The following is a 13,889-nucleotide window of genomic DNA, read 5'->3' as shown; positions in this document are numbered from 1 at the left end:
CCCGCCTCAAGGCTTGAAGAAGTTTTCGTACTGGTCCGGCTTGAAACCGACCGTCAGTTTTCCATCCTTGTCGAGAACCGGACGCTTGACCATGGAAGGCTGTGCCAGCATCAGCGCCCGCGCCTTGGCGGCATCGACATTCTGGCGTTCTTCCTCGGGCAGTTTGCGAAACGTCGTTCCGGCCCGGTTGAGCAACTGTTCCCACGCAATATCTTTCAGGAAGCGGTCCAGCGTTTCGCCGTCGAGCCCTTCCTTCTTGTAATCGTGAAACGCATAGTCGATGCCATGGCCTTCAAGCCAGGTGCGCGCCTTCTTCATGGTGTCGCAGTTCTTGATACCGTAGATGGTCACGCTCATATCCGACTCCTTTGATCGATTAGAGCGTGATGTTTTCAAGTTGAACCATTATCCCGCTCTAAACTTTTGTTCGAGCATGATTTTATCCGAAAACCGGTTCCCACTTTTCGGAATCATGTTCTAGCCGCGATCAAAGGCTATCGAAACACCGGTTTCAACCTTTAAAACGTGTTGCATCTCACTATACTCAGGGAACACGCTTTAAGCTTTTGTTTTCACGCATGTCTTTATCCCATCGTAGCGGGATCAGAAATCAGTCCAGTGGACTGATTTCCCCGCGAAGGCGGTTCCCACTTTTGGGAGACATGCTTTATCTGGAATCGTGAAAGATTATGCCCAGCGTATGCCGCTGGCCGGAACGGATACGGCTGACACCATGCCGCATCTTGACGCGATAATCGCCGCGCGTGCCCTGCATTGGACGGTCATTGACCGCGAAAACCACGCCGTCGCCTTGCCGGAGCGGCACGACTTCCGCCCGGCTCTGCATCCGGGGACGTTGTTCGGTCAAAACGAATTCCCCGCCTGTAAAATCCTTCTCCGGCTCGGAAAGCAAAATCGCCACCTGCAAGGGAAATGCGATATCGCCGTAAATATCCTGATGCAGGCAATTATAGTCACCCTCGACATATTGCAGGATGAGCGGTGTCGGACGGGTCTGCCCTGCTGCGTGGCACCGGTCCAGAAATTCGTCATGGGTCGGGGGGAAGCGGACATCCGATCCCAGTCTCTCACTCCATCGATTGGCGATGGGCGCAAGCTGCGGATAGAGCTTCTGGCGCAGATTCCAAATTAAGGCAGGAATGGGATTTGCGTAATATTTGTATTCTCCGCGCCCAAAACCGTGTTTTCGCATCGAAATAACGGTTCGAAATGCGGCCAAATTGTAGTAACCGGCGGCTAATTCGTGGCACTCTTGTGGCGAAATGATGTTTTTGAGGATTGTGGCGCCGAACTCATCCAGTTCGGCGCCGATTTCTTGCCAGTCGTAGGCAGGGATATTTCCCGCCTGTAAGGGTTCATTTTTGTTCATGTCTGGCTCTCCCGCTTCAGGAGATCGCGTTTGCGCTCGACGCCCCAGCGATAGCCGGAGATGCCACCATCATTGCGCACGACCCGATGGCACGGAACCGCGACAGCGATCTTGTTGGCCGCACAGGCCTGTGCCACTGCACGCACCGATTTCGGCGCGCCGATACGTTCGGCAATTTCAGTGTAACTCACTGTTTTTCCTGCCGGAATTTCGCGCAAAGCCTGCCAGACGCGTTGCTGGAATGCGGTTCCTTGCAGATCGAGCGGCAGGTCGAGACCGATGCGCGGCGCTTCTACGAAACCGACAACTTCGGCCACCATGTCCTCGAACTCACGGTCTGCACCGATGAGATTGGCCTGCGGAAACCGCTTTTCCAGATCGCGGATCAGTTCTTCCGGGTCATCGCCCATCAGAATAGCGCAGACACCCTTGTCGCTTGCAGCCACCAGCACCGCCCCGAGCGTCGACTGGCCGATGGCGAAGCGAATCTCCGCATTCTTGCCGCCCTGCTTGTAAGCCTTTGGAGTCATTCCCAAAATCCTGTCCGAAGCCTCATAAAAGCGGCTGCTGGAATTGTAACCGGCATCATAGATGGCTTCGGTTACGCGGATTTCCGGTGCATCAAGCGCCTCCCGCATCTTCTTCGCACGATGCGCATCGGCATAGGCTTTCGGGGTCAGCCCTGTTAACTCCTTGAATACACGATGAAAATGGGCCGGGCTCGCCTTCACGAAAGCCGCTATTTCTTCAAGCGAAGGCACCTCTTCCGCCGTCTCTATAAAGCGGCAGGCGCTAGCGACCATATCGGCATAACGGGTGCTGTTCTGCGTCGCCAATGTCTCGGAGAGATGCGGCTTGCAGCGCATGCATGGCCGGAAACCGGCGCGTTCCGCATCCTCGCAACCCTCGAAGAATTGCACGTTTTCGCGCTTTCCACGCCGCGAGGGGCATGATGGACGACAATAGACGCCTGTCGTGCGCACCGCATAGACAAATGCACCGTCCGACGCCTTATCGCGGTCGAGTACCTTCTGCCAGCGATTTTCGTCAGGGTCGTGGGTCTTCATGGTCATAAGGTTCATGTCCGTATTCCTTCAATATGAGCATGAAGGAAGGCTAATGCCACCGCCTCGAAGCTACACTCCGCTGCTTGCTTTCAAATTCGAAACAGTGCCGTTGCACAGTCTGTTCACAAATAAGGATCATGCAAGCTTTCAGCTTTTATACCATGATATGAAAGGTAAACAGGGAGAAGACCATGACGACAATCGGCTTCATCATCGACGGTAAGGAAATTGCATCCGCATCGGGCAAGACCTTCGAGCGTAAGGACCCGGTCACCGGAAAAGTCGCCACCACCGCGCCAGCGGCCAACATCGCCGATGTCGATGCGGTTGCACTATCTGCCGCGAAAGCCTTTGAAAGCTGGTCTGAAACGGGACCGAACGAGCGTCGTTCTCTGCTGAACAAGGCGGCTGACCTGATGGAAAGCCGGGCCGATGAATTCACCCGTCTCATGCTCGAAGAGACCGGTGCAACGGCCCCATGGTCGGGCTTCAACGTCCACCTTGGCGCCGGAGTGCTGCGCGAAGCCGCAGCGCTCACCACGCAGATCACCGGCGAGATCATCCCTTCTGACAAACCCGGCATCGTTTCCATGGCCGTGCGCCAGCCGGTTGGCGTGGTGCTTGGCATGGCGCCATGGAATGCACCGATCATTCTCGGCGTGCGCGCTATTGCAGCAGCACTTGCTTGCGGCAACACGGTTATCCTGCGTTCGTCCGAATCCTGCCCCGGCGTTCATCACCTGATCGTCAGGACACTCAACGATGCAGGTTTTCCGGCGGGCGTGGTCAATGTCATCTCCAACGCGCCGGAGGACGCGCCGGAAATCGTCGCGGCCCTTGTTGCCCATCCGTCCATCCGCCGCATCAATTTCACCGGCTCCACCCATGTTGGCAAGATCATCGCCAAACAGGCCGCAGAACATCTGAAGCCTGTGCTGCTGGAACTGGGCGGCAAGGCGCCCTTCATCGTGCTGGAAGATGCCGATCTCGACCAGGCAGTCGATGCCGCGGCTTTTGGCGCTTTCATGAATCAGGGCCAGATCTGCATGTCTACGGAGCGCTTCATCGTGCATGAGAAGGTGGCTGATGCCTTTGCAGAAAAGCTTGCCGCCAAGGCAAAATCCCTGCCTGCCGGTGATCCGCGCGGCAATGTCGTTTTGGGTTCGCTGGTCGACCTCAAATCGGCTGAGCGTATGGACGCGCTCATCAAGGATGCGGTGGCGAAAGGTGGCAAGGTTCTGGCAGGTGGCAAGCGCGAAGGTTCAATCGTCGAGGCGACGATCATCGATCACGTGACGTCGGATATGGATATCTATAAGCAGGAATCCTTCGGGCCAGTAAAACCCGTCATCCGCGTCAAGGATGCCGACGAGGCAATCCGCGTGGCAAACGACACCGAATATGGCCTCTCGTTGGCGATCTTCAGTCAGGATGTGAAACGGGCGCTGGCGCTTTCGAAAAAGCTTGAAACCGGCATCTGTCATATCAACGGCCCGACGGTTGCTGACGAAGCGCAAATGCCTTTCGGCGGCGTGAAATCTTCCGGCTATGGCCGTTTCGGCGGAAAGGCCGTCATCAACGAATTTACCGATCTGCGCTGGATCACCATCGAAGGCCCGCAGCATTATCCGTTTTGAATCAGAAAGGGCGGAGTTTTACTCCGCCCTTTCATTACTGGTATCAGCTCAAGACTTTCGCGCTTCCTTGATCGCTTCGATCAGTTCCGGCTCCTTCATGACGCCGCCATAAAGCTTGGTACCGATGACGAAGGAGGGTGTGCCGCCGAAATTGAAGGCTTCACCCTGATCCATATTGCGTTCCAGAATGGCATTGATGCGCTTTGAATCGGCTTTATAGGCTGCATTGAGCTTTGCCGGATCGAGCCCGCCCTTCTTCAGTGCCGCATCCACCTGTTCCGGCGTGAGACGACCCGGCGTTGCCATCAACGCTTCCATGGCCTTCACATAATTGCCGGACTTTTCTGCAGCCAGGACGAGACGTGCGGCATAAGCCGACGTGTCGCCGAAGATGATCCAGTCCTTCATAACAAGGCGAACATTGCCGTCATTCTTGACCACGCGCATCAGCTCGCCATGCCCCTTCTTGCAGTAAGGGCATTGGTAATCGAAATACTCCACGATGGTCACATTGCCGTTCGGGTTGCCCAGAACCGGAATTTCCTTGTCGTAAAGCACTTCCGCAACCGTCGGCACGCGCTGCGCAAGGCTGTCGCCGCCTGAGATCGCAATCGTTGCGGCACCGGCTGCCGTTGCGGCCAGTATCTGACGACGGTTCATCATGAGCTTGCTCCTTTGCCCGACTGGGATTTATCCAACACGACGACACGCGCACCGGCGGTAGCGCGCTTGTAGAGATCGAGGATGTCCTGATTGTAGAGACGTATGCAGCCAGACGACGCAGCCTTGCCGACGGACCAGGGCTCGTTGGTGCCGTGAATGCGGTAAAGCGTATCCTTGCCATCGCGATAGAGATAGAGCGCGCGGGCACCGAGCGGATTACGGATGCCGCCCTCAAGGCCTTTCGCGTATTTTGCGTAATGGTCCGGATTGCGCTTGATCATGTTGGCGGTCGGCGTCCAGCGCGGCCACTGCGATTTGTAGGCAACCTTGGCATCCCCTGAGAAGGTCAGTCCGGCGCGACCGACCCCCACCGAATAGCGGATCGCCTTGCCGCCCGGCTGCACGAGGTAGAGATAGCGCGCATAGGGATCGACCACGATGGTCCCGACCGGTTCCGTCGTGACATAATCGACTTCCCGGCGCAGGTTACGATCCGCAATCTTGCTGACATCAAGTGCGGGAATGAGATTGCCGCGGTCGTTCACCGCGCCATACATGGTCTCATATTCACTCTTTACCGTCTGCACTTCTGGTGCCGGTTCGCCAACCTGTTCTCTGGCTGGTTCAACGGCAACAGGCTCTGGCGTGAAGGCAACAGCCTGCGGCATGGTGACGGCAATCGGCCGATCCGCGGATGCCGTCGTGCATGCTGCGGCAACAAAAGGCAGACAGGCCACAAGCGCGATCCGCATCAGGGATGCCCGCGCACCCCGCTTTTCATCAGATACAGTCAATTTCAAAGCCCCCGGCCGTTTCAATACATTGATCATTGTTTCCGGCCGTCGCTCACAAGGCCGACCGAACGTTCGATAGAGGCGGTTGTGACATCGCCCACCAGTCTTGTCCCCTCCGGTTCCTTGCTGATGCGATCAAAGAAGATCATCGTCGGTGGCCCCGCCACACCAAGCTTTGCCATAAGATCGGCATTGCCGCTGGTGAGCTGCGAAATATCCGCCTTGATGAGCTGATAGCCACCCAGCGCCTTCTTCACGCTTGCGTCGGGTAAAACCCGGCGCTCAACGGTGGAACAGCTTACGCACCAGTCCGCCGTGAAATAGATAAGCGTCGGCTTGTCGCCGCGCGCTTCAACAAGTTTCTCCTGAAGGGAAGAAACAGTCTCGACCGGCGCAAATTGCAGCGCGGCCAGATTCTGGTTGCCGCCACGGTTAGCGAATGCGGCCAGCGGTTGCAACGGGTCTTTTCCGCCCGAAGCCACGCCAAGCATCAAAATGACACCGTAAACGAAAGCTGCCGTGCCGATTGTTCGCGCGACAACGCTGCGCCCCGGAACCTTGAGAAACGCGAAACTTGCAGCCCCGAAAAGCAGGAGCGCCCATAGCACCATGTCCACGCCGGGCGGCAGAAGCGGAGCGGCCATGAAGATTGCGGTCGCCAGAAAACCGAAGCCGAAAATCTGCTTCACCGTTTCCATCCATGCGCCTGCACGCGGAAACGTACCCGCGCCAAGCGTGGCGAAAGCAATGAGCGGCAATCCCTTGCCGATGCCAAGCGCAAAGAGCGCGGAAGCGCCCAGCGCGACATTGGCCGTCTGCGCGATATAGAGCAGCGCGCCTGCGAGAGGTGCCGTCACGCAAGGGCCGACGATCAGCACGGACGAGAAGCCGAGAATGGCAGCTGATCGCTTGGAACCTGTCCGCTGCTGGCCATGGGGACCAGTCCGCGAGGAAACCGCGCTGACCCATGAATTTGGAAGCTGGATCTGGAACAGGCCGAACATGGAGAGCGCCAGAAGCGTGAATATTCCGGCCAGTACGAGCGCGGTCCATTTCGATTGCAGCACCATCTGCAGGTTCTGCCCCGACCAGCCTGCAATTGCGCCCACCACGGCAAAACCCAGTGCCAGACTGACAACATAGACGGCTGAAAGCACAAAGCCGCGCTTTGCCGTCAGTTTCTCACCTTCGCGTGCCAGTGTTCCGGCAAGGATGGGATAGATTGGAAAAACGCAAGGCGTGAAAGCAAGCAGAACGCCGAAAGCCAGAAATGCCGCGATGACCAGCCCGGTGCCGCCCTGATCGAGCAGTCCTTCGACCATGCCCTTTTCGGGTGCCAGAGCGAACGCCGTATTCTGCTCCACGGGTTGTACGTCAGCCGGTGCAAATACCGATGCCTGCGTCAGCGCCTTGGCCTTCTGCCCCATTTCGCTCGATATGGCGAGCGTGACCGGATCGACGGTTCTGGTTTCCGGACGGTAGCAGATGCCGTCCTCCTGACAGCCCTGATAGGTCAGCGCCAGCGGCTGCGCATCTGCTTTTACGCTTGCCGTGGCATGGGTATAATAGACTTCAAGCCGCCCGAAATTCGGATCGTCCTTGGGCATGCCGGGTTGCGTGTCGACAGCAAGCGCATTTCCCTGCCCGTCCTTCGCTTCTATGTGATCGCGATAAAGATAGTAACCATCCGCGATCTGCCAGTTGAGCACGAGACGGCCATCCGTATCCTTCAGCACACTCAGGCGGAAAGCCTGATCGACCGGCAGCGGGTTCGCTGCCAATGCCGGGCCGAGCGCAAGAAACAAACTGATGATTAAGCCGACAAGGCTCGCAAAGAAACGCATTACGATTTTCCGCATAAATTCGATTCGGGGCAAATTTATCATGTTGCAAGAAGCGAATGTCCCCGCCACCTTAAGGCAGCCTTAAGCTGGCGCGGTGAAAAGCCCGCGTGCTTCTAATTGTCAATAAAGGCGGAAACAGGAACTCATGCGCATACTCGTGGTAGAAGACGACACGATCCTCCTCGACGGACTAACCGTAGGGTTGGGGCTTGCCGGTTTCACTGTGGATGCCGTGTCCAATTGCGGTGATGCGGAAGCAGCCCTTGCCGCCCAGAATTACAACGCCGTGGTACTTGATCTCATGCTGCCCGATGGTTCGGGTCTCGACATCCTCAAGACGATGCGGCGCGGTCGCGACGAGACCCCTGTGCTGCTGCTGACTGCCCGTGATCAGGTGCCCGAGCGCATTGCCGGCCTTGATGCAGGTGCCGATGATTATGTCGGCAAGCCCTTCGATCTGCACGAGCTTGCAGCCCGCGTGCGTGCCGTCGCCCGACGCGGTGCCGGGCGTGCAAATGCCCTGCTTGAATGGCGTGGCGTCGAACTGGACCCGGCGGAAATGTCGGTGCGCTTCAATGGAGAACCCGTCAGGCTGACGCGACGCGAATTCTCGATCCTGCGCGCCTTGATGGAACGGCCGACCGCCACCTTCTCCAAATCCTCGCTGGAAGAAGCGCTTTATGGCTGGCAGGAGGAAGTGGAAAGCAACGCGGTGGAAGTGCATATCCACCACCTGCGCTCGAAACTCGGTTCCGATTATATCGAAACGGTGCGCGGTGTCGGCTACCGTCTGGCGGGGGCAAACGCATGAATTCCATTCGCAGCCGCCTCACCGGTATCCTCATCGGCGTTACCTGTATTGTCTGGCTTTTCGCAGTGGTGTGGATTCACATCAGCACCCAGTCACAGCTTGAAAAAGTGCTCGATGCGCGCCTGATGGAGGCCGCACGCATGGTCAATTCGCTTCTGACCGAGCATCGCGTTGAGGTGGGGCCGGAAGGAGATGGCGGGCAATTGTCGCTGAAGCCGATGCCGGATTTTCCGCTCTATGACCGGCAGTTGTTCTGCCAGATATGGGCGCTTGACGGCAGGCTGGTCGGACGCTCCGAAAGCGCGCCGGGCGTGCGGCTCACCAATGTCGCGAACGGGTTTTCCGATACGGAAGTCGCGGGCGACCGCTGGCGTGTGTTCGCGGTGGAGAATACCCAGCTCGGCCTGCGTGTCATGGTCGGCGACAGCCTGAGCGTTCGCGAAAGGCTGGTGCAGAATGTGGTGACGGGTCTTGTTCTGCCAGCCCTGCTGATGCTGCCTGTTCTGGCGCTCATGATCTGGCTGTGCGTGCGGCGCGGCCTCGATCCGCTGAGCCGTCTTGCCTCCGTGCTTTCCAAGCGGCAGGCGGAGGATTTGCGGCCACTGCCCGAACAGAACCTGCCCAAGGAGATCGCGCCTGCCGTCACCGCGCTGAACGGGCTTTTCCATCGTGTCGAGGAGGCGCGCGAACGCGAGCGCAACTTTGCGATCTTTGCCGCGCATGAACTGAAGACGCCGCTCGCCGGACTGAAGACGCAGGCGCAAATTGCCGAAGGCGCAAAGGACGAGAAAATGCGCGCCAATGCGGTGCGCCAGATCGCGGCGGGTGTTGACCGCACCAGCCGCCTCGTCAACCAGCTTCTCGATCTCGCCGCGCTCGAGACCGGCGACGAGCCTGAAACGCCGACTTTTGAACCGGCATGCCAGCTTCTGGTCGCGGTTTCCACCGATATGCGGATGCTTGCAGCCCAGCGCGGAGTTTCCATCGAACTGCCGGAAACCATGCCTATGGTGCAACTGCCCTTCCCGCATCTCTTCACGCTTGCGGCACGCAATCTGATCGAAAATGCCGTCAATCACTCGCCCAGGGATGGCACCGTACGCTGCCGGACAGAAGCCGAAGCGGGCAAGGTCAGGCTCATCGTCGAAGATGACGGCCCCGGCATTCCCGAAAGCGAAATGCCGCACGTGACCGAGCGTTTCTTTCGCGGCACACATCGCAACGAAACCGGCAGCGGCCTTGGCCTCGCAATCGTGAAAATGGCAGCTGAGCGGATGAGCGGCGAGCTGCATCTATCCAATCGTCCGCAAGGCGGACTAAGCGCCTCGATTGTCGTGCCGGGCATGATTATCGGATAACATAATACCGCGTCTCGCATTATCGCCGTTGACTTACGACCCTCTTGCTTTAATTTGCAACTGCAAATCATTTGCAATATAAAATGATAATGGCTTTTCTTTCGAGACGTAACTGGTTCGAGCCCTATGACCTTCGCCGTGACAGGCTTTTCATCCGTCTGAAACCGCGGCGGCTTCGACTGTCTATAGCAAAGCATGGTTTTGACGCGAGCTATCCCACCAGACAGGACCACTGAGGCCGAGCATGCTGTTCAAACCGGACCCTGCAGGACAAGGCAAAAGTTCCCGAGAGCAGCTTGTTCAAAAGGTCAGATCGATCCTCAAGCAAGCAGGCCTTCGCCCGACGCGCCAGCGCCTGGCATTGGGTCAATTGCTGTTTTGGGACGAACATAGGCATGTGACGCCGGACCTGCTTTATGAAGAGGCACGGCTGGCGGGAGAACTGCTCTCGGTGGCAACTGTCTACAATACGCTGAACCAGTTTGCCGAAGCGGGCCTGGTCCGCAAGATATCCCTTAATGGCGAACGGACCTATTTCGACACCGATACCGGCGATCACACGCATTTCTATATCGCTGCAGAAGACCGCGTCATCGATATTCCGTCTGAATCGATAAGCATCGGCCCACTTCCCGCACCGCCTGCTGGATACACGATCAGGAAGGTCGACATCATGATCCAGCTTGAGCGGGTTGACGACGAATCCTGAGCGCCGATCTCCCCTATTTTCGGGCCTTTTAGCAGCTGTCTTTGATTTAGATCAATGACACTTGCATCCAGAGCGCAGATAGGGAACCTATCGCTATTGCTGCCTCATCCGAGGTGGCTCTTGTCATGCGCTGCGAGGGGATTTCATGAACTACGCCGCTGGAACAGTCCTTTCCGGTCTGGGAGCACTTTTTGCCGTGCTTCTGGCCGGATTTTCCCATGATGAGCTGTTCAGAACCCATATGTGGATTCTGTTCGCTACACTGGCCATCTTCACCATTCTTCTGATGCGAAATGCCGATTACGGCCTGACGCCGAAAAAGGTCGATCAATCCACTTATATGGATGGTCCGATCCGCTACGGTGTCATCGCAACGGTTTTCTGGGGGGTGACCGGTTTTCTGGTCGGTGTGGTTATCGCCGCGCAGCTCGCCTTTCCCGATCTCAATCTGGAACCCTATCTGAATTTCGGCCGCCTGCGTCCGCTGCACACCTCTGCGGTGATCTTCGCATTCGGCGGCAATGCGCTTATTGCATCGTCATTCTATGTCGTGCAGCGCACCTGCCGCGCCCGTCTCATCGGCGGCGACCTCGCATGGTTCGTGTTCTGGGGCTATCAGCTCTTCATCGTCATGGCTGCAACCGGCTATCTGCTCGGCATCACCCAGAGCCGTGAATATGCCGAACCGGAATGGTATGTCGACATCTGGCTCACCATCGTCTGGGTCGCCTATCTGGTCGTCTTCCTCGGCACGATCCTGAAGCGCAAAGAGCCGCATATCTATGTGGCGAACTGGTTCTACCTGTCCTTCATCATCACCATCGCCATGTTGCACATCATCAACAATCTGGCGATCCCGGTCTCTTTCCTCGGCGTGAAGAGCTATTCGGCTTTCTCCGGCGTTCAGGATGCGGTGACGCAGTGGTGGTATGGCCATAACGCCGTTGCCTTCTTCCTGACGGTGCCGTTCCTGGCCATGATGTACTATTTCGTACCGAAGCAGGCAGAGCGTCCGATCTATTCCTACCGCCTGTCGATCGTGCACTTCTGGTCGATCATCTTCCTCTATATCTGGGCCGGTCCGCACCATCTGCATTACACCGCTGTTCCCGATTGGGCGCAGACGCTCGGCATGGTCTTCTCGATCATGCTCTGGATGCCATCCTGGGGTGGCATGATCAACGGTCTGATGACGCTTTCGGGCGCATGGGACAAGGTTCGCACCGATCCGATCATCCGACTGATGGTTGCAGCTATCGCCTTCTACGGCATGGCGACCTTCGAAGGCCCGATGCTTTCGATCAAGGCCGTCAACTCGCTGTCGCACTATACGGACTGGACCATCGGTCACGTTCATGCGGGCGCGCTTGGCTGGAACGGCATGATCTCGTTTGCCGCCGTCTATTACCTTGCACCGAAGCTGTGGAACCGCCAGCGGCTCTATTCGATCCGCATGGTCAACTGGCACTTCTGGCTGGCGACGCTCGGCATCGTTCTCTACGCGGCTGCCATGTGGGTTGCCGGTATCCAGCAGGGCCTGATGTGGCGCGAATACGACGATCAGGGCTTCCTCGTCTATTCCTTCGCGGAAACCGTGCTCGCCATGTTCCCATACTACGTCATCCGTACGCTTGGCGGCGTGCTCTACCTCGCCGGTGGCTTCGTGATGGCCTGGAACGTCTATCAGACCATTCGCGGCAATCTGCGCAACGAAGCCCCGATGGGCGGTGCGCAGCCTGCAACTGGCACCGCCATGCAGCCTGCCGAATAAGGAGCGTGTGATTTATGTCGATACTAAAGAACCACTCCAAGCTGGAGAAAAACGCAACGCTGCTGCTGATTGCATCGCTCGCCGTGGTCACGGTCGGCGGCATCGTTGAAATCGCACCGCTCTTCTATCTCGAGAACACCATCGAGAAAGTGGAGGGCATGCGCCCCTACTCGCCGCTGGAGCTTGCGGGCCGCGACGTCTATGTGCGTGAAGGCTGCTACCTTTGCCACAGCCAGATGATCCGCCCGTTCCGCGACGAGGTGGAACGCTACGGTCACTACAGCCTTGCCGCAGAATCCATGTACGATCATTCGTTCCAATGGGGTTCCAAGCGCACGGGGCCTGACCTTGCGCGCGTCGGTGGCCGTTATTCGAACGAATGGCACGTGCAGCACCTTGTCCGCCCGCGCGACGTGGTGCCGGAATCGGTCATGCCGAGCTATGCCTTCCTGAAGGACCGCCCGCTGGATGCCTCCAATATTGCTGGCAATCTGAAGGCCAATGTGGCGGTCGGCGTGCCCTACAGCCAGGAAATGATCGACAGTGCGCTGGACGATCTCAAGGCGCAGGCCACGCCCGATGCCGATACTTCCGGTGTTGAGGCCCGCTATCCCAAGGCCAAGATCGGTGATTTCGACGGCAACCCGCAGATGATCTCGGAGATGGACGCACTCATCGCCTATCTTCAGATGCTCGGCACGCTGGTCGACTTCTCGACCTACGACCAGTCCCCCAAAGCGAGATAAAGCGGAGATTTAGCGATGGATTACAATACCATGCGCACTTTCGCCGATAGCTGGGGTCTGCTCGGCATGGCGCTCTTTTTCCTCTTCGTCGTCTTCTACGCCTTCCGGCCAGGCAGCAAGCAGATAGCCGACCACGCGAAGGACATTCCTTTCAAGGATGACGCAAATGACTGACAAGCAAATCGACGATGTCACCGGTGTAGCGACGACCGGCCACGAATGGGACGGCATCAAGGAACTCGACAATCCGATGCCCCGCTGGTGGCTGTGGACATTCTACGCCACCATTTTCTGGGCGATTGCCTATGTCATCGCCTATCCGGCCTGGCCGCTGATTTCCAGCTCCACCGGCGGCATGCTCGGCTGGTCGAGCCGTGGCGCTTTCTGGGAAGAAACCGCGAGGATCGATAGTGAGCGCCAGGGCATTATCGACCAGATCAAGGCCAAGGACGTGCACGAGATTCTGGCGGATGAAAACCTGCGCCAATATGCGATTGCCGGTGGCGCTGCTGCCTTCCGCGTCAACTGCGTGCAGTGCCACGGTTCTGGCGCACAGGGCGCACCCGGCTATCCAAACCTCAACGATGACGACTGGTTGTGGGGCGGCTCCATCGACGACATCCTGACGACCATCCGTCATGGCGTGCGCTCGAAGGACGATGCCGACACCCGCGTTTCCGAAATGCCGGCTTTTGTCGACGTGCTGGAACCACAGCAGATCCGCGATGTCGCAGCCTATGTGGTGAGCCTCTCCGGCACGCCGCACAATCCGAAAATGGTGCCGGAAGGCAAGAAGGTGTTCGCCGAAAACTGTGCTGTCTGCCATGGCGCGGATGCCAAGGGCCTGCGTGAGTTCGGTGCGCCGAACCTGACAGACGCCATCTGGTTCTACGGTTCCGGCGAAGACGCCATCGTGCGTCAGGTGTCGCATCCCAAGCATGGCGTCATGCCCGCATGGGAAACACGCCTCGGCGATGCGACCGTCAAGCAGCTTGCCATCTTCGTCCATTCGCTGGGCGGAGGCGAGTAGCCAGGCCACAAGGCCTAGCTACAGGGCAGTAAGGCAATAGGGGAGTAAGGCAGTAGGGAAAATAAGGAA

Annotated in this window: 14 protein-coding genes; 8 read left to right on the top strand and 6 right to left on the bottom strand. The window is 57.8% G+C overall.

All coding sequences use genetic code 11. The features are described 5' to 3' along the window. Positions 1 to 6: 6 nt before the first annotated feature. The 3 genes from HWX93_RS08880 to ada all read right to left on the bottom strand — a co-directional run bounded on the left by HWX93_RS08880 (position 7) and on the right by ada (position 2,472). On the bottom strand, positions 7 to 357 hold the full coding sequence (locus tag HWX93_RS08880; protein WP_109986098.1) for an ArsC family reductase: 351 nt from the start codon (positions 355 to 357) through the stop codon (positions 7 to 9). Positions 358 to 667: 310 nt separating this feature from the next. Next, positions 668 to 1,390: a 2OG-Fe(II) oxygenase gene (locus tag HWX93_RS08875; protein ID WP_176037154.1), complete on the bottom strand. Its 723-nt coding sequence runs from the start codon at positions 1,388 to 1,390 to the stop codon at positions 668 to 670. Continuing rightward, entirely contained in the window at positions 1,387 to 2,472 is a 1,086-nt protein-coding gene (gene ada, locus HWX93_RS08870; protein ID WP_176037153.1) for a bifunctional DNA-binding transcriptional regulator/O6-methylguanine-DNA methyltransferase Ada, read from the bottom strand. The genes HWX93_RS08875 and ada overlap by 4 nt, the downstream gene beginning before the upstream one ends. 176 nt (positions 2,473 to 2,648) lie before the next feature. On the opposite strand from ada, the gene HWX93_RS08865 reads away from it, so the two are divergent. Continuing rightward, positions 2,649 to 4,094: an aldehyde dehydrogenase gene (locus HWX93_RS08865; protein WP_176037152.1), complete on the top strand. Its 1,446-nt coding sequence runs from the start codon at positions 2,649 to 2,651 to the stop codon at positions 4,092 to 4,094. A gap of 48 nt (positions 4,095 to 4,142) precedes the next feature. Here the strand turns inward: HWX93_RS08865 and HWX93_RS08860 are convergent, their stop codons facing one another. The 3 genes from HWX93_RS08860 to dsbD form a co-directional block, all read right to left on the bottom strand. Beyond that, the gene (locus tag HWX93_RS08860) at positions 4,143 to 4,757 is read right to left on the bottom strand and encodes a DsbA family protein (RefSeq protein WP_176037151.1); all 615 of its coding nucleotides are present in this window, start codon (positions 4,755 to 4,757) and stop codon (positions 4,143 to 4,145) included. After that, positions 4,754 to 5,509 carry a L,D-transpeptidase family protein gene (locus HWX93_RS08855; RefSeq protein ID WP_176037288.1) on the bottom strand — a complete coding sequence of 252 codons (756 nt, stop codon included), beginning with the start codon at positions 5,507 to 5,509 and terminating at the stop codon, positions 4,754 to 4,756. Before HWX93_RS08855 ends, HWX93_RS08860 begins: the two co-directional genes overlap by 4 nt. Before the next feature lie 74 nt (positions 5,510 to 5,583). Continuing rightward, on the bottom strand, positions 5,584 to 7,395 hold the full coding sequence (dsbD, locus tag HWX93_RS08850) for a protein-disulfide reductase DsbD (RefSeq protein ID WP_176037150.1): 1,812 nt from the start codon (positions 7,393 to 7,395) through the stop codon (positions 5,584 to 5,586). A 145-nt stretch (positions 7,396 to 7,540) separates the two neighbouring features. Between dsbD and HWX93_RS08845 the strand changes: the two genes are divergently transcribed. The 7 genes from HWX93_RS08845 to ccoP all read left to right on the top strand — a co-directional run bounded on the left by HWX93_RS08845 (position 7,541) and on the right by ccoP (position 13,820). Beyond that, complete coding sequence (locus HWX93_RS08845; protein WP_109986091.1) at positions 7,541 to 8,206, top strand: response regulator; 666 nt, start codon at positions 7,541 to 7,543, stop codon at positions 8,204 to 8,206. Beyond that, entirely contained in the window at positions 8,203 to 9,564 is a 1,362-nt protein-coding gene (locus tag HWX93_RS08840) for an ATP-binding protein (RefSeq protein ID WP_109986090.1), read from the top strand. The genes HWX93_RS08845 and HWX93_RS08840 overlap by 4 nt, the downstream gene beginning before the upstream one ends. 244 nt (positions 9,565 to 9,808) lie before the next feature. Then, a complete protein-coding gene (gene irrA, locus HWX93_RS08835; protein WP_109986089.1) occupies positions 9,809 to 10,273 on the top strand; it encodes an iron response transcriptional regulator IrrA in 465 nt (154 codons plus the stop codon). Between the two features lie 145 nt (positions 10,274 to 10,418). Then, positions 10,419 to 12,044 (top strand): cytochrome-c oxidase, cbb3-type subunit I, encoded by a 1,626-nt coding sequence (ccoN, locus tag HWX93_RS08830; RefSeq protein WP_109986088.1) that lies wholly within the window; start codon positions 10,419 to 10,421, stop codon positions 12,042 to 12,044. A 14-nt stretch (positions 12,045 to 12,058) separates the two neighbouring features. Then, on the top strand, positions 12,059 to 12,790 hold the full coding sequence (ccoO, locus tag HWX93_RS08825; protein ID WP_109986087.1) for a cytochrome-c oxidase, cbb3-type subunit II: 732 nt from the start codon (positions 12,059 to 12,061) through the stop codon (positions 12,788 to 12,790). Between the two features lie 15 nt (positions 12,791 to 12,805). Next, a complete protein-coding gene (locus tag HWX93_RS08820; protein WP_010658290.1) occupies positions 12,806 to 12,964 on the top strand; it encodes a CcoQ/FixQ family Cbb3-type cytochrome c oxidase assembly chaperone in 159 nt (52 codons plus the stop codon). Continuing rightward, positions 12,957 to 13,820 (top strand): cytochrome-c oxidase, cbb3-type subunit III, encoded by an 864-nt coding sequence (ccoP, locus tag HWX93_RS08815; RefSeq protein WP_109986086.1) that lies wholly within the window; start codon positions 12,957 to 12,959, stop codon positions 13,818 to 13,820. Before HWX93_RS08820 ends, ccoP begins: the two co-directional genes overlap by 8 nt. The last annotated feature ends 69 nt before the right edge of the window (positions 13,821 to 13,889 follow it).

Source organism: Brucella tritici (genome assembly GCF_902825325.1).
Lineage (GTDB): Bacteria > Pseudomonadota > Alphaproteobacteria > Rhizobiales > Rhizobiaceae > Brucella.
Note: the sequence above shows the minus strand (reverse complement) of the source record. Positions and strands in the feature narration are given on the sequence as shown.